Annotated in this window: 17 protein-coding genes; 3 read left to right on the forward strand and 14 right to left on the reverse strand. The window is 39.6% G+C overall.

Annotated elements, in window-relative coordinates; all coding sequences use genetic code 11:
• Window positions 1-67: 67 nt before the first annotated feature.
• From fliJ to I6F66_RS00700, 8 genes are all read right to left on the reverse strand, one after another.
• Window positions 68-514, reverse strand: a complete 447-nt coding sequence (gene fliJ / locus I6F66_RS00665; RefSeq protein WP_002959337.1) for a flagellar export protein FliJ — start codon at window positions 512-514, stop codon at window positions 68-70.
• Window positions 514-1,848: a flagellar protein export ATPase FliI gene (gene fliI, locus I6F66_RS00670; RefSeq protein WP_197208450.1), complete on the reverse strand. Its 1,335-nt coding sequence runs from the start codon at window positions 1,846-1,848 to the stop codon at window positions 514-516. The genes fliJ and fliI overlap by 1 nt, the downstream gene beginning before the upstream one ends.
• An 18-nt stretch (window positions 1,849-1,866) precedes the next feature.
• Window positions 1,867-2,673, reverse strand: coding sequence for a flagellar assembly protein FliH (gene fliH, locus I6F66_RS00675; RefSeq protein ID WP_024589950.1), 807 nt, complete (start codon window positions 2,671-2,673; stop codon window positions 1,867-1,869).
• Between the two features lie 3 nt (window positions 2,674-2,676).
• A complete protein-coding gene (gene fliG / locus I6F66_RS00680; RefSeq protein WP_007581881.1) occupies window positions 2,677-3,717 on the reverse strand; it encodes a flagellar motor switch protein FliG in 1,041 nt (346 codons plus the stop codon).
• Window positions 3,710-5,425, reverse strand: a complete 1,716-nt coding sequence (gene fliF, locus I6F66_RS00685; protein WP_007581880.1) for a flagellar basal-body MS-ring/collar protein FliF — start codon at window positions 5,423-5,425, stop codon at window positions 3,710-3,712. The genes fliG and fliF overlap by 8 nt, the downstream gene beginning before the upstream one ends.
• Before the next feature lie 20 nt (window positions 5,426-5,445).
• Window positions 5,446-5,778, reverse strand: coding sequence for a flagellar hook-basal body complex protein FliE (fliE, locus tag I6F66_RS00690; RefSeq protein WP_007581879.1), 333 nt, complete (start codon window positions 5,776-5,778; stop codon window positions 5,446-5,448).
• A gap of 156 nt (window positions 5,779-5,934) precedes the next feature.
• The gene (locus I6F66_RS00695) at window positions 5,935-7,401 is read right to left on the reverse strand and encodes a sigma-54 dependent transcriptional regulator (protein WP_024589951.1); all 1,467 of its coding nucleotides are present in this window, start codon (window positions 7,399-7,401) and stop codon (window positions 5,935-5,937) included.
• The gene (locus I6F66_RS00700) at window positions 7,398-8,510 is read right to left on the reverse strand and encodes a PAS domain-containing sensor histidine kinase (protein ID WP_197208452.1); all 1,113 of its coding nucleotides are present in this window, start codon (window positions 8,508-8,510) and stop codon (window positions 7,398-7,400) included. Before I6F66_RS00700 ends, I6F66_RS00695 begins: the two co-directional genes overlap by 4 nt.
• Window positions 8,511-8,642: 132 nt before the next feature.
• Here I6F66_RS00700 and I6F66_RS00705 point away from each other — a divergent pair, with 132 nt between their 5' ends.
• The gene (locus I6F66_RS00705; RefSeq protein ID WP_197208454.1) at window positions 8,643-9,239 is read left to right on the forward strand and encodes a DNA-3-methyladenine glycosylase I; all 597 of its coding nucleotides are present in this window, start codon (window positions 8,643-8,645) and stop codon (window positions 9,237-9,239) included.
• Window positions 9,240-9,572: 333 nt separating this feature from the next.
• Here the strand turns inward: I6F66_RS00705 and I6F66_RS00710 are convergent, their stop codons facing one another.
• Window positions 9,573-11,009, reverse strand: a complete 1,437-nt coding sequence (locus tag I6F66_RS00710) for a sigma-54-dependent Fis family transcriptional regulator (RefSeq protein WP_197110951.1) — start codon at window positions 11,007-11,009, stop codon at window positions 9,573-9,575.
• A 444-nt stretch (window positions 11,010-11,453) separates the two neighbouring features.
• Between I6F66_RS00710 and fliS the strand changes: the two genes are divergently transcribed.
• Both fliS and I6F66_RS00720 read left to right on the forward strand, forming a co-directional pair.
• Window positions 11,454-11,855: a flagellar export chaperone FliS gene (fliS, locus tag I6F66_RS00715; protein ID WP_197208456.1), complete on the forward strand. Its 402-nt coding sequence runs from the start codon at window positions 11,454-11,456 to the stop codon at window positions 11,853-11,855.
• An 8-nt stretch (window positions 11,856-11,863) separates the two neighbouring features.
• Complete coding sequence (locus I6F66_RS00720) at window positions 11,864-12,175, forward strand: hypothetical protein (protein ID WP_197208458.1); 312 nt, start codon at window positions 11,864-11,866, stop codon at window positions 12,173-12,175.
• Window positions 12,176-12,318: 143 nt separating this feature from the next.
• On the opposite strand, the gene fliD is transcribed toward I6F66_RS00720, so the two are convergent.
• The 5 genes from fliD to flgL all read right to left on the reverse strand — a co-directional run bounded on the left by fliD (window position 12,319) and on the right by flgL (window position 19,041).
• Complete coding sequence (gene fliD / locus I6F66_RS00725) at window positions 12,319-13,719, reverse strand: flagellar filament capping protein FliD (RefSeq protein ID WP_197208460.1); 1,401 nt, start codon at window positions 13,717-13,719, stop codon at window positions 12,319-12,321.
• Window positions 13,720-13,779: 60 nt separating this feature from the next.
• A complete protein-coding gene (locus I6F66_RS00730; protein WP_166108937.1) occupies window positions 13,780-14,205 on the reverse strand; it encodes a flagellar protein FlaG in 426 nt (141 codons plus the stop codon).
• A 155-nt stretch (window positions 14,206-14,360) separates the two neighbouring features.
• The gene (locus I6F66_RS00735; RefSeq protein WP_368668185.1) at window positions 14,361-15,776 is read right to left on the reverse strand and encodes a flagellin; all 1,416 of its coding nucleotides are present in this window, start codon (window positions 15,774-15,776) and stop codon (window positions 14,361-14,363) included.
• Between the two features lie 307 nt (window positions 15,777-16,083).
• Window positions 16,084-17,502 (reverse strand): flagellin, encoded by a 1,419-nt coding sequence (locus I6F66_RS00740; protein ID WP_197208464.1) that lies wholly within the window; start codon window positions 17,500-17,502, stop codon window positions 16,084-16,086.
• Between the two features lie 285 nt (window positions 17,503-17,787).
• Window positions 17,788-19,041: a flagellar hook-associated protein FlgL gene (gene flgL / locus I6F66_RS00745; RefSeq protein ID WP_197208466.1), complete on the reverse strand. Its 1,254-nt coding sequence runs from the start codon at window positions 19,039-19,041 to the stop codon at window positions 17,788-17,790.
• Between the last annotated feature and the right edge of the window lies 1 nt (window position 19,042).

A 19,042-nucleotide genomic window follows, 5' to 3' on the forward strand; every position in this document is an offset into this window, starting at 1 on the left:
CAATATGCCACCGCATACCGCCAAAAGTTGAATTCCACTAAGTAATAAAGCAATTAACGTGCCTGAATTACAAAGCTTTACGACGTTGAAAAAACTGATTAGCTGAAAATTCATCTAACATTTTTTGCTCATTTTTTGCCATTAACGCATTTGCTTTGAGTTTTTGATTTTCGATTAATTTGGCAACTGCTTTAGCTTTAATTTGCTGCTTAAGCCATAGAGTTTTACGTTGAGTAACAACTTGCTTAGCGGTATTTACGGTACTTGCTTGTTGGCGAATTGCTTCTTCAATTTTAGCTATAAAAGCATGGTACTGACCAAACCCTGCACTAGATAAACCCGACTTACCTTTTAGGTGTAACTGCTGAGAGTATTCAAGTCTAAAATTGTTTAAACCTTGTAGTTTTTGTTGATTTGCTTGCAAGTTTTGATTGGCTTGTAAGTAACTCATGCGCAAATTTTCTTCTTTATCATTTTCAATTTTGAGCAATAAATCGAGCTTGTTTTTAGCCATTATGCTTGTCCTAGTAACTGAGCAAGACCTTGCAGACCATCATCGTAACTAATGATATCTCGCATACCTTGTTGTAAAAATGCATTCACTCTTGGCATCATATTTATAGCTTGGTCGAGCATTTGATCGGTCCCTTTTTGATAAGCGCCTAAGGTAATCATGTCTTTGTTTTGTTGATACATTGAATACACTTGTTTAAGCACTCGGGCTTGTTGCATATGCGGCTCAGAAACAACTTGAGGCATAACACGCGAAATCGACTTTTCTATATCTATAGCGGGATAGTGCCCACTGTCAGCTAAATCACGCGATAGTACAATGTGGCCATCTAATATAGCTCGCGCTGCATCAGCAATAGGGTCTTGCATATCATCGCCTTCACTCAACACCGTAAAAAAGCCAGTAATTGAACCTTGCCCTTCACCGCCATTACCAGCACGCTCCACCAGCGCAGGTAATTTAGCAAACACCGAAGGCGGATAACCCTTTGTAGCGGGCGGCTCGCCAACAGCAAGTGCAATTTCACGTTGCGCCATTGCGTAACGTGTTACCGAATCGAGTAACAATAATACGTTTAAACCCTGATCTCTAAAATACTCTGCAATAGTTACGGCGCTCTCACAGCCTTTTAAACGCATAAGCGGTGATGAATCAGCTGGCGCTGCAACAACTACTGAACGTTTGCGCCCTTCTACACCGAGTATTTCTTCAATAAATTCTTTTACTTCGCGGCCACGCTCCCCCACTAAGCCAACAACAATGACATCAGCTTCGCTACCTCGGGTCATCATACCGAGAAGTACTGATTTACCCACACCAGAGCCTGCAAACAAGCCCATACGCTGGCCTTGCCCTACTGTGATAACTGAGTTAATAGCACGCACACCTACATCCATAGGCTTAGTGATTGGTCTTCTTGATAGCGGGTTTATAGTGTTTTGCGCAAACTTTAAATGATGCTCAGCATTAATTTTACCAAGGCCATCTAGCGGTCGACCTAAGCCATCTACCACGCGTCCCAATAAGCTCATCCCTACAGGCAAACCTAAGTTATTAACTTGGGGAATAACACGTGCACCAGGAAGTACACCAGAAATGTGGTCGTTAGGCATTAAGTACAAAGTTTGATCGTTAAAACCGACTATTTCGGCGTCTACAAAGCCGTTCATGGTTTCTATTTTACATTGGCTACCAACGGGTGCACGTAAACCTCTAGCCTCAAGCGTAAGGCCAACAACACGCGTTAAAATACCGGCCACAGCAGGCGCTGGGGTTTTAATATGTTGTTGATACTGAGATAAGCGTTCGCTTAAAGGTGCACGTTGAGTTGACATAACACGCCAATAAAGTAGTTAGATACCACTATTATGCAAAAAACTATCCAACGTTTCTTTGACACGTGTTTTAAGAGTCATATCGAGTGACGATTGCGCTGTTTTAACTTCACAGCCACCGCGCTCAAGAGTGGGCTCTGCCATTAATTGCCAGTTATTATCAATAATGGTTTGTTCGCCGTAGCTCTCTTTTATGAGTTCTAAATCTTCGGGATTTAAATGTATTCGTACTTTTTCTTGTTCCGCATTAAGTGAATCAATACTTTGCTTTAACGTATGTAAAATCACATCTGGCGATGTTTTTACTTCTTGATAAATAACAGCTTCCGCTAACATGCTAGCAAGTTGTACTAATTGCTTTTCAGCTTGTTCGTCCACTTTATCTAGCGGTGCAGTTAACCCTTCTAAAATAGCTTTTAAACTTGTTAACTGCTCTTCAATTAATGGTTTTACGTCTTCAAGGCCTTGTGTTTTACCTTGCTCTAAGCCTTCTTTGTAGCCAGCTTCTTTACCTTCACCAACGCCTTTTTCAAAACCGTCTATATAGCCTTGCTCATGACCTTGTTTAAGGCCTTCTTCGTACGCGTCTTGTCTAATGCGTTCAAGCTCAACCATCGTAAGGGCAGGAAGTTCTGGTTCTTGCGGCTCATCAATAGGCATTTCTTCGGCTAATTCTTTTTTGTACAGCTCACTAAGTGGAGTGCCATAAGCTGTAGAGCGATTGCCAAAGCTGCTCTCATCTGGTGCTACATCTGGAATAGCCCAGTTTTTTAATAATTCATCTGCTTCATCAGCTCGAAGTGTGCGTCCTTTGAGTTTGCTCATGGTTTACAGGAACTCCTCGCCACCGCCGCCGCCGAGCTGAATTTCACCTGAGTCAGATAAACGACGCGCTGTTGATAAAATCTCTTTTTGCGCCGCTTCTACTTCGCTTATACGCACAGGGGCCATAGCCTCTAAATCATCAGCAAGCATTTCGGCTGCACGCTTAGACATATTGCCCAGTATTTTATCTTTAAGGGCATCGTCGGTGCCCTTAATTGCTTTCATTAATACGTCTTGTTGTACTTCTCGTAGGATTGCTTGAATACCACGGTCTTCAACATCCATTAAGTTTTCAAACACAAACATTAAGTCTTGAATTTGCTGCGACATCTCTTCGTCATGTTCACGAATAGAGTCCATTAACTGCCCTTCTACATTAGTATCTAGGTAGTTCATAATATCTGCAGCAGCTTTTAAGCCACCCATTTTAGCGGCTTGTGCACCTGCTTGGCCGGCAAATTGTTTTTCCATGATTTCGTTTAGCTCTTGCAGTGCTGCTGGCTGAACTTCTTCAAGGTTTGCAATACGCATGGTTAAATCTAAGCGCACTTTTTCAGGGAACTGAGCAATAATCTCAGCTGACTGCTCTGGCTCTAAGTACGATAATACAATGGTTTGAATTTGTGGATGCTCATTACGAATAATGTTTGCTACCTGCTTAGAGTCCATCCATTTTAATGAATCCAAGCCTTTAGCGCCTGAGCCCATAACAATTTGGTCAATAAGGCTAGCGGCTTTGTCTTCACCAAGTGCTGCAGTAAGCGCTTTTTTAATAAAATCTTCTGACTGAAAACCAATGGTACTAAAGCTTTGAATTTGTTCTATAAACAAGTTGTGTACAGCGCTAATCTTAGCTTGTGATAAGTCCTGTAACCCAGCCATAGCCATACCCACTTTTTGTACCTGTTTAGGCTCTAAGTGTTTAAGGATTTGCGCGGCATCTTCTTCTGATAAACTCAAAAGTAATATAGCGGCTTTATCTACCCCATCTAGCTTATCAACATCAAAGGCTGGCGGGAGTTGTTTTTGTTCTTGATCAGTCATCTTCTGTTAACCACGCTTTGACTACTTGTGATGATAGTTCTGGTTCGTTAGCTACAAGGGCACGAATTGCTTTAAGTAAATCTTCGTCGCCATGTAAATCCGGTAACTGCAGTGTACCATCACTTGAGAAACCAACCGAAGCAGAATCAAAGTCTTTATTTAGCATATCAAGTGTATTGTCGCCAATATCTACGCCTGAACTTAATGCATCTTCGTCGTATTCTTCTAGTGTATCGTCTGGGTAAATTAAGCGTTTAAGCATTGGTTTTACTACTGCCATTATCAATACAATGATAACTAAGGCGCCTAATACAAGGCGGGCTATTTTCATAAACCAGTCTTGTTCCCACAGTGGCACTTCTATTGCTAAATTTGTTTCTTCACGTACAAACGGCACTGTCACTACTTCAAGTGCATCACCACGTTGCATATCAAAACCTACACCACCTTGTAGTAAGCGACGGATATTTGACAATGCCTCTACCGAGCGTGGAGTCATGGTTGTTTCACCGTTTTCTCCCACTTTAGCAATGTAGTCAACAGCAACTGATACGCTTATTCTACGTATTACACCACTTTGCTGGCGCTTATGAGAAATTGTAGTGTCGAGTTCATAATTACGCGTTGCCTCTTTGTGGCTGCGTGTTGGTGATGTAGCTGTGCCTGCACCACCTTGCCCCGCAACCTCAGGAATGTTCGAGTTTAACGGTGGCTGATTTGTAAGCGCACCTGGAATACCAACAGCTAGGCCGCCAATGTTATTTTCTTCAAATGTGGTTTCGCTTCTAACCGCTGGTAGGTCTGGGTTATAACGCTTTTGAGTTTCCTCAATCGAGCTAAAGTCCATACTCAAATCAACTTGAGCTGTATAGTTTGCAAGCCCAACAACCGGTATTAAAATACTGTCTATTTTTTCAAGGTACTCTTGTTCGCGCTTACGTTCTAAATCGTATTCTTTACGAGAGCGTGCTGCTAATGAGCTTTGCGAACCTGAATTTAGTAATCGACCATTTTGATCGGTAACAGTAACTCGCATAGGCTCTAAACCCTGTACTGCCGAAGCAATCATATCAACAACAGAGTCTACTTCTTCACGGTCAAGTGAGCGTCCACGTTTGAGTGTTAATACAACTGTAGCGGATGGTTTTTTCTCTCTGCGGGCAAATACGTTTTCTTTAGGAATGGCTAACAATACTTTAGCGCGAGTAATATTATTAAGCTCTTCAATGGTCCGTGCTAATTGCTGTTCACGGCCATGTTTTAGGCGTTCGCGCTCTAAGCGTTGGCTTACACCAAAGCCCATATCTTGCATAATTATATCAGAGCCAGATGCTGGCCCTTGCTCTAACCCTTCGCGGGTCATTAACAATTTAATATTTTGGTATTCGCTTTCATCAACCGACACAACGTTGCCATCTAGTTGATATTCAATTTGTTGCGCATCTAAAAAGTCGAGCGTTTGAATAAGCTCTTCAGTTTGCATTTTGCCTAACGGGCGCATATCTGGCTGACGAGCCCAAATAATAATAAAAATCGCGATAGCTAAACAAATAGCCAATGCTATAACCAATGTTACTTGGCGCAATACATCAACACCATTTAAAGCACTTAAGTAGCCTGACTTTTGTTCTTGTTGATCATCACCACCACTTTGGTCAATACCGCCACCAGCAAGTGCTAGGTCTGTAGATTGGTTAGATTGCGCCACAATAATTCTCCACTACCTAATTAAACAGGCATGTTCATGATTTCTTTATAAGCTTCAACAAGTTTATTACGAACCTGTACTGTAGCCTCAAAAGCAACTGACGATTTTTGAGAAGCAATCATCGCCTCAGCAAGCGATACACTTCGATCACCCATCTCAACTGCTGTTACTTTTTGAGCGGCATCTTGTTGTAATCCGTGCACTGAATTTAGTGCATCACTTAGCATGTCGCCAAACTGGGAAGTAGAAGTAGGTTGAACTTGAGTCGGCAATTTATTTATTTGATTATTACGGCCGGCTTCTAAAGCCATTGATTGCATTTCTTGAAATACAGCACTGTTTTGAATTTTCATAATTTATCTCTGACACGCAGTGAACTCTTATAAGTAATAAAGCACAAAGCATGCCAAATAATTAATCATTAAAATACAATAGGTTAACTTTAATTTGTGTTAGTCAGAGTTTTGACAACCCTAAGCTTGCACTGCAAACTTAGGGTTTATAGGAGGTTATGCAGGAAGTGAAATACCTAAATCGCGCATTTGCGCTAGTTTATAACGTAAAGTTCGTGGGCTTATGCCCAACGTTTCGGCAACGTCTTTACGCTTGCCTTGGCAACGCGCAAGAGTTTCTAAAATAATGCGATGCTCTTTGTCTTTAAGCTCATCTTTATAGCTACCGGTATCTGCCGCTAGTAAACCTTGCTTAGGCTCATCCTCGGCATGCAATTTTTCATCATAATATGCAGAGCTTAGCGTGCTTTTATCAACGCCTTTATCTGCGTGAGCTAATTCTGTTGGCGATACTGTTTGCGCTGGTGCCAATGATGGCTCCATAACAAAGTTATTAGATACTAAGTTTTCGATAAAAATAGCATGCTCGTTTATTGTATCGCCACTTCGCAATATAAGTGCACGCTGTATAACGTTATCAAGTTCGCGCACATTGCCAGGCCACGCATGAGCCAATAACTTTTGCTCAGCAGCTTTATCTAAATATGCCATGGGCTCTTTGCTTTTACTTATATGGCGCTCAATTAAATGCTTAGCCAATACAATAATATCGCCAGGGCGTTGGCACAATGGTCGCCACATTAGTGGAAAAACATTAAGCCTGTAATATAAATCTTCTCTAAACTGATTTTCAGACACGGCTTCTTTTAAATCACGATTACTGGTTGCCAAAATACGTACATCGAGCTGGATTGTTTTACGACCCCCTAAACGCTCTACTTCACGTTCTTGCAGTACGCGTAACAGCTTTGCTTGTAGCCCTAAGTCCATCTCAGTAATTTCATCAAGTAAAATAGTCCCGCCCTGTGCTTGCTCAAACTTACCCGGACATGCTTGAATCGCCCCCGTAAAAGCCCCTTTTTCATAACCAAATAAAGTGGCTTCGAGCATATTTTCAGGAATAGCCGCGCAGTTAATCGCCACAAATGGCTCATTACATCGGCTCGACTTATCATGAATATAACGAGCGAGTACTTCCTTACCTGAACCACTTGGGCCAAGTACCATTACACTTGCATCAGAGCGTGCTACTTTACTTGCAAGCTCCAATAATTGAATACTAGTTGGGTCGGCAACAATGGGGCCGTCGGTTTCTTTTGCTTTTTCAGGCAAATAACGACTCACCATATTTAACAGCACTTCAGGTGCAAATGGTTTAGCCATGTAGTCAATTGCACCTAGGCGCATGGCCTCTACCGCATCGTCAATTGTGGCGTACGCCGTCATCATCAATACAGGTAAATCAGGGTGGTTTAATTTAATACTGCGTAGTAAATCCAGTCCACTCATTGCGCCCATTTGCACGTCGCTTACAACAAGCGAAAATTGATCTTTTTTAAGCAGTAACATTGCTTGCTCAGCACTGTTGGCTGCAACACATTCAATACCCGACATTTCAAGGGTATCTATTAAGGCTTCACGAAGCCCTGCGTCATCTTCGACAACTAAAATAGTGTTACTCATAATGAACCCTCTAGTTTAGATGTTGCTTTAATAGGCAGTAACAAACTAAAGCAGGCACCACCCTGCGTATTATTGGTCACATCAACACGACCTTGGTGCGCATTAGCCACTGAGCTAACTACAGCAAGCCCTAAACCTGTACCTTGGCTTTTAGTCGTAAAAAATGGTTCAAAAATTTTATCGCTTTGGCTTAAATCAACACCTGGGCCATTGTCGCTCACACTAATACGAACCATATCTAAATCTTTTAAATCTCTTTGTGCGCTAATTTTTACTTTTGCACCGCCGCCAATAACTTGAATACTATTGTGCACAAGATTTTGAATAGCACTGGCCAATGCCGTTTTATTACCGACTATTTGTATATCTGGCTCTGGTAAGCTTACATCCAGCTCACTTTCATTAAGTGCGACCATCGCATCAGCACCTGCTTTAACTTCTGTTAAAAGCTGCTGCATTGAAACTTGCTCAACAACTTGCTGATCGCCACTTTTAGCAAATAACAGCATGTCGTTTACTTGAGTTTCTAAATCTTTTAAACGCGACATTAACTTTGTTTGAAAGTTGTCACGAGATGCTTCGGGTAAGCGCTTTGACCCTAAATTAGCAGCATAAAGCATAGCGGCTGAGAGCGGCGTACGGACTTGATGCGCTAATGACGCAACCATTTTACCCAGCGCACTTAAACGCTGCATATGTGCAACACGTTTTTGTAAGCGGCGAGTTTCGGTTAAATCCGTCATTAAAATAAGTTGCCCAGGCTCTGGTGCTAAAGCTGTAATATCAAGTTTTATTAAGCGCCCGTCTTTTAAAGACACTTCATGACCATCATCTTGATGTGGCCTAAAAGAGCGCTGAATTACGTTAAACCAGCGTTCGCCTTCAAGTGGCTCGCCAAGCATATCAATCGCTATTTGATTCGCTTTTGCAATCAACCCTTTGCCATCAAGTACAACCACGCCTGCTGGCATGGTATCAACCAAATGCGAAAGCCAACTTGCTTGCTTGCGCAGATCGCTTAATTCACCAATGTACTCCTCTTGAAGTAAACATGGGTTATACTGATTTGCAGAAAAAAACTGTGGTTTTAGCACGCTAGCAAGGGCCATAATCAAATCTCGAATTGATGTAGATACATGTCTGAATGCACGATTTATACCAAAATTTATTTACATACTTATCATTAAGTTACATCAATAATTTGAGCGACATAAAAATGACGCACACAAAAAGGAATAATAATGAGTGAGCAAATAAAGTGCCGTTGCCCGTGGCTCGACACCACTAAACCCGACTACGTTATTTACCACGATAAAGAATGGGGCGTCCCTCTTTATGGTGATACAAAGCTGTTTGAATTTATCACTCTAGAATCCGCGCAAGCAGGCTTAAGCTGGTACACAATTTTAAAAAAACGCAGCGGTTACAAAAAAGCATTTGCTAATTTTGATGTAAAAAAAGTAGCCCAATTCACACAAGATGACGTTAAGAGATTAATGCTTGATGAGGGTATTGTGCGCAACCGATTAAAAATTGCGGCAACTGTTAACAACGCAAAACGCTTTATAGAAATACAAGAAGAATTTGGAAGTTTTAGTAACTACCAATGGCAGTTTGTCGATAATAAACCGATTATAAGTAATTTAAATAACGCTGAGGACTACCCAGCAATTACAGAGGCATCAACTGCATTTGCTAAAGACTTAAAAAAACGGGGGTTTAAGTTTTTAGGACCAACCACGGTTTACGCTCATATGCAGGCCTGCGGTATGGTTAACGATCACAGTAATGATTGTTTTAGAAAAGAAGAAATTATTAAGGCTTTAAGCGGTAAGTGATTAAAAACCATAAAAGTGATTTGTTCACAAAGAGGTTAAGAGACGCTGCGCTTTAGATAAGTGACGCGTAAGTTGACAATGGCTTCTCATTTACCTTCGTTTTTCTCTTTGTGAAATAACGTTTTATTTAAATAATTAAAAGCTACGCTTTTCACGCGAGCAAGTCTAGCGTCTACAACAAAAGTAAAAACCGTGTAGGTGCGAATTTACTTCGCGCTCTTGCTAATATTTTTAAGTAAAGTGCGGTATAAAACCGCACCTACAAAACGAGGGGTTATTTATCTACTGTGTTTGGCCAATTTATAACTAAACACTGACAGCTGCTTTTAAACCTTAATCTCTTGAAAGATTATACTTTTTCATTTTCTCAACGAGTGTTGTTCTGCGTACACCCAATATCTCTGCAGCGCGAGCCACAACGTAATCATAGCGCTCTAACGCTTGGGTTATTAAGCTTATTTCGAGCTCGGCTAAATAATCCTTAAGTTCAATACCATCATCTGGCAATAGCCCACTACCCGTTTGGCTAAACTCAGCGTCAGGCTCAGTTTCGTAATCGCTAAAACCGGTGCTAAATATATCGTTAAAGGCGTCTTTTTCCATTAACTCTTCAGGGTATTCAGGCTCGTAGGCTTCAACTTCAATGTAACGATATTTATTAGGTAAATCAGGTATATCGACCACTTTCTCAGGAAACATAATAACCATACGTTCCACTAAGTTAGCAAGCTCACGAATATTACCAGGCCAAGCATGTTCTTTTAAACTCTCAACTGCGCGCTCAGTAAACTTAGCGGTAGAACCAGTCTGGTCGTTAACTCGGCGCATTAACTCCTTTAAAAGCAGCGGTATATCATCAGCACGTTCACTCAGCGATGGGTTTTCGATAGGAAATACATTTAAGCGGTAATATAAATCTTCCCTAAAACTGCCCTCTTCAATCATTGTTTCAAGATTACGATGCGTGGCCGCAATAACGCGTACATCAGCCTGAATGGCCTTTGTACCACCAACACGCTCGTAGCTGCGTTCTTGCAATACTCGCAGCAACTTAACTTGCATTTGCAGTGGCATATCGCCTATTTCATCTAAAAATAGCGTTCCACCTTGAGCTAGTTCAAACCGCCCTTTACGAGCCGATATAGCACCAGTGAACGCGCCTTTTTCGTGGCCAAATAGTTCACTTTCGAGCAGCTCAGCCGGTATAGCACCACAGTTAACTGGTACAAACGGTCCATTAATACGCTTTGAAAGCAAGTGTACATTACGGGCAACCACTTCTTTGCCTGTGCCTGATTCGCCTAAAATTAAAACATTAGCGTCGGTTTTTGCCACTTGTTCAATTAAAAAGCGAACATCTTTTACGGCCTCTGTTTCACCAACAAGTCCATCAAAAATTTTATGTGGTTTAGTATGCTTATGCTCGTTTGGCAGCATACGCTGATACTGCTGGCAATCGTGAAGTAACTGAGTTGTCACTTCGTGATTAAATGGCTCGCAAATAAGCCCCACCACATTAGCTATACTTAATAGTGGTTTTAGCGTTTCGCCAATTAATAAAAACGGTAATGTTGGATAGCGTTTAATTAAGCTTTCGTGGTCAAGTGATTGCAACGCTCCTAAAATAATCATGCATTCTTGCTGCTGATATTTTTTGCATTCTTGTTCAAAGCAGTCTTCGCTTAATAGTTGAGCAGCCTCACCAATAAAGCCAAGCGAAGCATTTAATCCTATTGCGCGGTTGTTATTATTATCTAAAATCAAGATCATATTTAGCGAGCCGTACTTTCACTAATTTGTATAATTAGTTAAATTGTAAGCCAGTTCAGCATGGATGCAAGTGATAGCGGCAGTTTTTTGACATAAACGCCAAAAAACAGACGGGTTAGTTAAGTCAATCATACTTAATAGTTAATCATTAAGTATGGGTTATAGTTTTAACTTAGTTATTACTTAGCCATTACCTAGCTATTACTTAACTGTAACTTAGCCTTAAAAATTAATTTACTCGGCAATAAAAATGCTATTGTTAGTAAATAAACTCAATTATAAATTTAAGTTGAAGTTACAAATGCCGATACATAAATAAGTGAAAATGCTTGGCATTAATATTGCTTTGTTTTTATAAAAGTATAAAAGCTTTATTAGATTTTTATATAAGTTTTTATATTAGCTTTCACATAATTTTATCGTTTTAAATTTTAGGATTTCCCCATGGCTCATGTCTCAGTAAAAAAATACGGTCAAGTTCGTGCTAGTAGTATTGCCGAAATGGCTCCTTACGAACAAATAAACCTTATATTCAGTAATATTATCGGTCGCTTAGCAGCAACAAAAGGGTTTATTGAGCGCAAAGAAATACAAAAAAAAGGTGAAAACATTTCAGCCTGTGTTTTATTGTTTGGTGCACTGCAAGACGCACTCAATTTAGAAGTAGAACAAGACCCTAGTATTTCTAACAATTTATTGGCACTTTACGATTACTGCCAGCGCCGTTTAACGCAAGCGAACATAAACAACGATATTGAAGCAGTTATTGAAGTATCAAGTATTGTTAAAGAAATTAAAGAAGGCTGGGATAACATCCCGCTAGATCAACGCAGTCCTGCGGTTTAAATTTAATTATGGACTCGCCAACACCTTCAGAGCCACTAACGAACTACTCTGAGCTCATACAAACGTTGCTTAGTAAAATTGAAGTGTTAGTAAATGATGATAATGCAGACGAAGCTCAGCCTTTTTTAGACACTTTAAATACTGAACTAAAGCAATGGTGCGAAAGTAGCGAAGGTCCAAGTACAGAGCAATTAGAATTAATTCAGCTTCGTATTAATACTATTTTAGTTAAAGCGAATAGTGCAAAAAACGAATCATCAAAAGCTATTATTAAACATAAAAAGTCAGGAAAGGCGATAAAAGCTTATAAAGCCATCTAATGAATAGGTTTAATAAACTACCTTTATTCAAACTAAATACATGGCTATATCTTACTATTTGAATCAAAGAGCAATACACAAAAAAACCGCTAAGTTTAAACTTAGCGGTTTTTTATTAAATCTATAATATTCTTACTCAGCTATTAATTTGATTGCCTAACTACGCCTGGCATGTTCTCTAACTGAGCTTGAACATAACTACTGGTGTTATTAAGGCTCGCTACTAATAAATCCATCGCATTATATTGAGCATATAGTCGAGATGATAGTGACTCCATTTTACTGGCAAGGTCCAAGCGTTCATCATCTAAATCATCTAGCTGATTCGTTTTACTGTCTATTCGGTTTTGAATAATACCGTCGGAATCTGTATAAAAGCTCATTAGCTCATCAAATGACTGTGCAAAGCCATCATCGTCATCACCTACAAAAAACTGTTGCACTAAATTTACATCTGCATCTATTTGCTCATCTAGTGTTTCTGTATTGAGTGTTAAAACACCGTAGCGGTCTGTTTCTACACCTAATTGCGAAAGTGATAATGAGTTACCATCACCTAAGTCAACTGACTCAGTTATTTCACTACGTAGTTTTGACATAACACCACGAAGTAGTGAGTCACCAGCCATTACTCCGGCTCCAGCTTCACTTGAAGCACCTAAATTATTACTCAGCTCTAATAACTCATTGTAGCTACTAATAAAATTATTTAAACCCGTTTTAATATTACTATTATTTTCGGTAACCGATATATCGCTTATGTCGTCATCGGTATCATGCGGTTTTTTAGCTGTGATTGTAATACCGTCAATCACTCCGGCAAATTCATTAGATGAACTACTTACAGTTAGCGAGCCATCAATGGTAATTGATGCATCAGTTGCTGCAATTATTTCACTCGCATTTTGCACGCCAGCAGAATCAAATGCCAAACGAGAAAGACCATTTACATCGGTGTTATTACCATCTGTATCAGCAATTTCTATTTTAATTTCATTTTCTGCACCACTATTTTTAGCGGACATTACCAAATGCTGGCCATTATCATCAGTAATAATAGTCGCATTAATACTGTCGTTATCGCTGCTATCGTTGATCGCATCACGAATTTCACTAAGTGTTGCAGTATCTGATACTTCAATATCAAAGCTATTATCACCTGAGGTTAGGGTCATTGTTCCCTCACCTACCGCTGCATCAGCATCGAATGCTTGCGACAGTATTTTATGCTCCGTGGCTAAGTTGTTAACTTTTACATCATAACCACCTGGTTGAGCATCTTCGTCTGCACTTATAGATATAAAATCATCATTGCCAGATGCTGTTCGCTTTTGATAATTATCACTATCGCCCAATGCTTCCATTGAGGTTTGTACTTTTTCAAGCGCTGACTTGAGTGCGCCAACGGCAGAAATATCTGTAGTTAATTTACTTTCAGTAGTATTTAAGCGAGATTCAGCAGGTGCTTGTTCAGCATTAACTAGTGCATCAACAATATCTGATACTGCTAATCCAGAACCTAACCCATTAAATGTAATAGACATACTTCACCTCTTAAATACTCAAAAATAAACTAACTTAGTATTAGTAGTTAGAACCGCTCACTAAACTGTTTGATCAATCAAAATACCTGCCGATTCAGATAATTTAGACACTAAACTTAACACTTCCTCAGAAGGGTATTGCTTAATTACTTCGCCGCTGTTTTTATCTAGCACTTTAATGACATCGCGGCCTGAATCTTCATCAACTTTAAATTGCAAGCTTCGGTTCATTTCGCCCATAAAGTCCTGCAATTGTTGCGCCATTTGTTCTAGCTGTTCGCGCTCTAGCGGCTGAGCTTTTTCATCTTGATTGTTATTGTTGTATTGATTTTGCTGTAACTTTTGTTGATTTTGTGCATCCAGCTGCTTTACATCATCTACCGCTCGCTCAGTTAAAGAGCGAGCGGCTTGCCCTACTTGCTTATCATCACCAGCAGTAGGAGTCGGTAATGTTGTAATTTCTGCGTTTGAAGTAATTGTATTCATAACAGATTCCTATTTGTACTTAATTAAACCAACAATAGCTTAGTTTATATTCTTAAACCACAAAAGGAGGTAGCTAAAGCCACCTCCTTTTTTTAAATACTAATACTGACTTTATGTATTAGTTAGCTAACCATTAAGCTATAACTTTTAACTTATTAACCTAATAAGCTAAGTGCTGTTTGTGGTAACTGGTTCGCTTGCGATAAGATTGACGTACCCGCTTGTTGCAAGATTTGGTTCTTCGTCATTTGTGCAGTTTCAGTTGCAAAGTCTGTATCTTGAATACGGCTACGTGAAGCAGATACATTTTCAGAAATATTAGCCAAGTTACTAATAGTGTGGTCAAAACGGTTTTGAACAGCACCTAAGTCAGCTCTTTGACTATCAATCTGAGCTAAAGCAGCATCAATAACCGCGATTGCGTTTTGAGATTTTTCACCTGTAGTTCCTGAAATATCAATTTGAGCGACTTGGTCAAGTGTAGATGAACCACCAGTTGCTGTTAGACCTAAGATATCGTCAACTGAAGCACCGACAACTGTAAAATTATCCGATGATGACAAAGATAATTCAGAAGTAATACTCACGTCTCCAGTACCTGCTGCTGTACCACCTAAAGTTACACCGCCAGCAGTTGAACCTGCAATCTCGATTCCATTTTCATCTTCAACAGTAAGATCAATTACACCTGTAGATGTATTATATGAAGCGTTATGTCCAGCTTTAGATATATCTGAAGCTAGCTCTTTCATATCACCATTGTAAGTTGACAAATCAAATTCATCCGAGCCAATATTTAAAATACCATCGTCAGCGGAATTCAGTGAACCAATCGTCGTTGAGATTGTTGCTTTAGCTTCAACACCTGTATTTGAACTGTTGATAGCGGTTGCAATATCAGTAGTTGTCGCGCCATCAGCATAACCTATAATAGCGTTGCCTGATGTACCTTGAATCTCAAAAGTTGCATCAGCAGGTACTGTTGTGGCCGAAAAAGCAGCAGCCAAAGTTGTTCCTGCAGCCACACCATAAGCAGTACCTGCACCCGAAACAGTATTATTACCAATATCTGTTGACGAAGTACTACTTAAAGAGAGTGAAATAGTTTCGTTAGCGTTTGATCCAACTTGAAACTGCTTAGTACCAAAGTCACCATTAAGTAACTGCTGACCACCAAAAGAAGTCGTTTCTGATATACGAGTCAATTCTTCCTGAAGTGCTGACACTTCCTTTTGAAGAGAAGCTCTGTCGTCAGAGCTATTAGATCCATTAGCTGATTGTAGTGCTAATTCACGCATACGTTGTAGTATATTAGTCGATTCCTGCATTGCACCTTCAGCAGTTTGCGCCATAGAAATACCGTCGTTGGCATTTCGTTGTGCTACTGCTAAACCATTTACTTGTGATGTTAAACGGTTTGAAATTTGTAGACCTGCCGCATCATCTTTTGCGCTATTAATACGCATACCCGATGATAAACGTTCCATAGAAGTTGCTAAGTCAGAACCTGATTGCGATAGGTTACGTTGAGCGTTTAATGAAGATACATTTGTGTTCACTGAAATCATAATAAAACTCCTGATTACTTTCGTAATGTTGCTATTTTAATTTAACCAAGAGCTGTCACAAATGTATGCTCAGCTCCGTACTGATTAAGTTAACGGCAGGAGATAAATTATCTTTAGAAATATTTTATAAATAAATTAGTTTATTTATAAACAAAAAGCTAACTGACTGTTTTAAAAGATTAGTTATTTAAAATCAGTTTAAAATACAGTTTAAATATTATGCTTTTAGTAATTTTAATAACCTAAAAATAAAAAGCGCACTTAACATCTTAAGTGCGCTCACATATTTAGTTATTAGTCAAACCAATAATTAGCCACCCAATAAACTAATCGCTGCTTGTGGTATTTGGTTGGCTTGCGACAAAATGGAAGTGCCCGCTTGTTGCAGTATTTGGTTTTTAGTCATTTGTGCTGTTTCAGTTGCAAAGTCAGTATCTTGAATACGACTACGTGAAGCAGATACATTTTCTGCGATATTAGCTAAGTTACTAATTGTGTGACCAAATCGATTTTGAGCAGCACCTAAATCTGATCGTTGACTGTCTATTTGAGCTAAAGCCGCATCTATAACCGCGATTGCCTTTTGAGAGCCGTCTCCTGTTGTTCCTGATATATCAATTTGAGCAACTTGGTCAAGTGTAGATGATCCACCTGTTGCCGTAAGAGCTAAAATATCGTCAACTGAAGTACCAACCACTGTAAAATCATCCGATGATGACAATGATAATTCAGAAGTAACACTCACGTTTCCAGTGCCTGCTGCTGTACCACCTAAAGTTACACCGCCAGCAGTTGAACCTGTAATCTCGATCCCATTTTCATCTTCAACAGTAAGATCAATTACACCTGTAGATGTATTATAAGAAGCATCATATCCAGCTTTTGATATATCTGAAGCTAGCTCTTTCATATCACCAGTATAAGATGATAAATCAAAGCTATTTGAACCTATATTTAAAATACCATCATCAGCGGAATTCAGTGAACCTATCGTTGTAGAGATTGTTGCCTTAGCTTCAACGCCTGTGTTTGCAGAGTTAATAGCAGTTGCCATATCAGTAGTCATTGCACCTGCAATAACACCTATAATAGCGTTGCCTGATGGACCTTGAATCTCAAAAGTTGCATCACCAGGTACTGTTGTGGCCGAAAAAGCAGTAGCTAAATCCGTTGTAGCAACCACTCCATAAGCACTACCTGCACCTGAAACAGTATTATTACCAATCTCTGTTGCTGAAGTACTACTTAAAGAAAGTGAAATAGTTTCATTTGCATTTGCACCAACTTGAAATTGTTTAGTGCCAAAGTCACCATTTAATAATTGTTGACCACCGAAAGAGGTTGTTTCTGAAATACGAGTCAATTCTTCTTGTAATGCAGATACTTCTTTTTGGAGTGACTCTCTATCCTCAGAGCTATTAGAACCATTTGCTGATTGAAGTGCTAATTCACGCATGCGTTGTAAAATATTAGTCGACTCTTGCATTGCACCTTCAGCGGTTTGCGCCATTGAAATACCATCATTAGCATTTCGCTGAGCAACGGCTAGGCCATTAATTTGCGACGTTAATCTGTTTGAAATTTGTAAGCCGGCGGCATCATCTTTTGCGCTATTGATACGCATACCTGATGATAAACGCTCCATCGAAGTTGCTAAGCCTTCACCTGATTTAGTTAAGTTACGTTGTGCGTTTAGTGACGACACATTAGTATTTACTGTTAATGCCATTTTACCATCTCCTAGGTTTAAACAGAGTGTGGTTCAACACGATTTAACAGGAACCACTGTTCGATAATTTCTTATAATAAGAAAAGCATTTACTGTGCCAACTTTAATTTATTTCTAACTCATTGTTTTTAATGATAAATATACAGCTTGTTAAATTGTAAATAAAGAGTGAAGTTGTTTCGGTGGGAGTGACATTTTTTTGCCGCAATTTTGTAGATAGTTATTGCCGCTTTAAAGTAGGTAAAGCGGCAAGGTATTTCTGCTTATAATCTGCTTATAACTTGCTTATAAGTAATCGAATAACGAGAGGTTAGTTAAACGGCCAAAAGTTGCTTGCGATGCTTGCAGTGCCGTTTCTTGTTTGGTTAGTTCGCTAATAGCTTCTGCCATGTCTACTTCGACTAAATCAGAAAGGTTACTTTTGTTTTGAATATCTTGTGCAAGGTTAGAGTCGCTAACGCTATCAACTGCGTTCATACGCCCACCTAAACTTGCTTGGGTAAACACAACTTGTTCACTGGCATTTTGTAATTGCACTAAGCCATCGGCTAACACTTCTTGAAAATCATCACCTTCAAGTGTGCCATCATTTAAACCTGTAATAAGTGATTGTAATGTATTGAGTACGTTTTCTTTGCCTGGCTTTTCAAGGCTAAAATCAAGCTGCCCAGGTGCTGAACCTTCAAATTCAATCTTCATACCTGCAAAATCGATTGGCTCATCTGTAACCTCACCCGTTACTGCGGGGGTTAGTGCTGCGCCGTCTCGGTATATTTCGTAGGTTTGTGGATCAGTTGCTGTAGCACCTGGGCTTACTAATACACTATAAGTATTTGCTGTTGCTGAAGCTGTTGGGTCTGCGTTGTAATTTGCTTGATGAAATTTATCAAACTCAGCTTGGCCGTCAACATATACACTTGCCGCTGTAATAGAGCCTGAAACACTTGCCGTGTTAGATTCTACATTTAATCGCGCGTTAGTTTTTTCAAACGTATCAAAACCGTTATCACTCGCTTTAATCGATACACCTTCAGCTATAGTTATTTGGTGCTGGCCTTGGTCGCCATTATAGGTGTACTCACCCGCTGCAGAATCAAACTGATATGGCTGCGTACTGTCTTGGTATCCTGAAAATATAAATTTACCGTCTTCTGATCGGGTGTTCATTAAGTTAGCTAACGTTTGTTGAATGCCGCTAAGTTCTGATGCAATCGATTTTAAATCGTCTTTAGTGTACGCACCATTACCAGCTTGAATAGTGAGTTCTTGCGCTTGTTGAATATTGGTATTTATACTTTGCAATATGGTTTCCTCTGTTTCGAGGCGTCCACTTAGCTGGTTAATATTTTTAGTGTATTGCTCGTTTGTTTGTATTTTATTTGAATATAGCATTCCTTGCGAAATAGCAGCTGGCGCTTCTGAGGTGGTTAAATACTTTTCACCTGTTGTTACTCGCTCTTGAGCATTTGCAACACCTTGTTGGTTGTCGAGTATTTTATTTATGTTGTTTTGGTACATTAAATTATTTGATAAACGCATA

The sequence above is a fragment of the Pseudoalteromonas sp. NZS100_1 genome, from assembly GCF_015864285.1.
In the GTDB taxonomy this organism is placed as follows: Bacteria; Pseudomonadota; Gammaproteobacteria; order Enterobacterales; family Alteromonadaceae; genus Pseudoalteromonas; species Pseudoalteromonas arctica.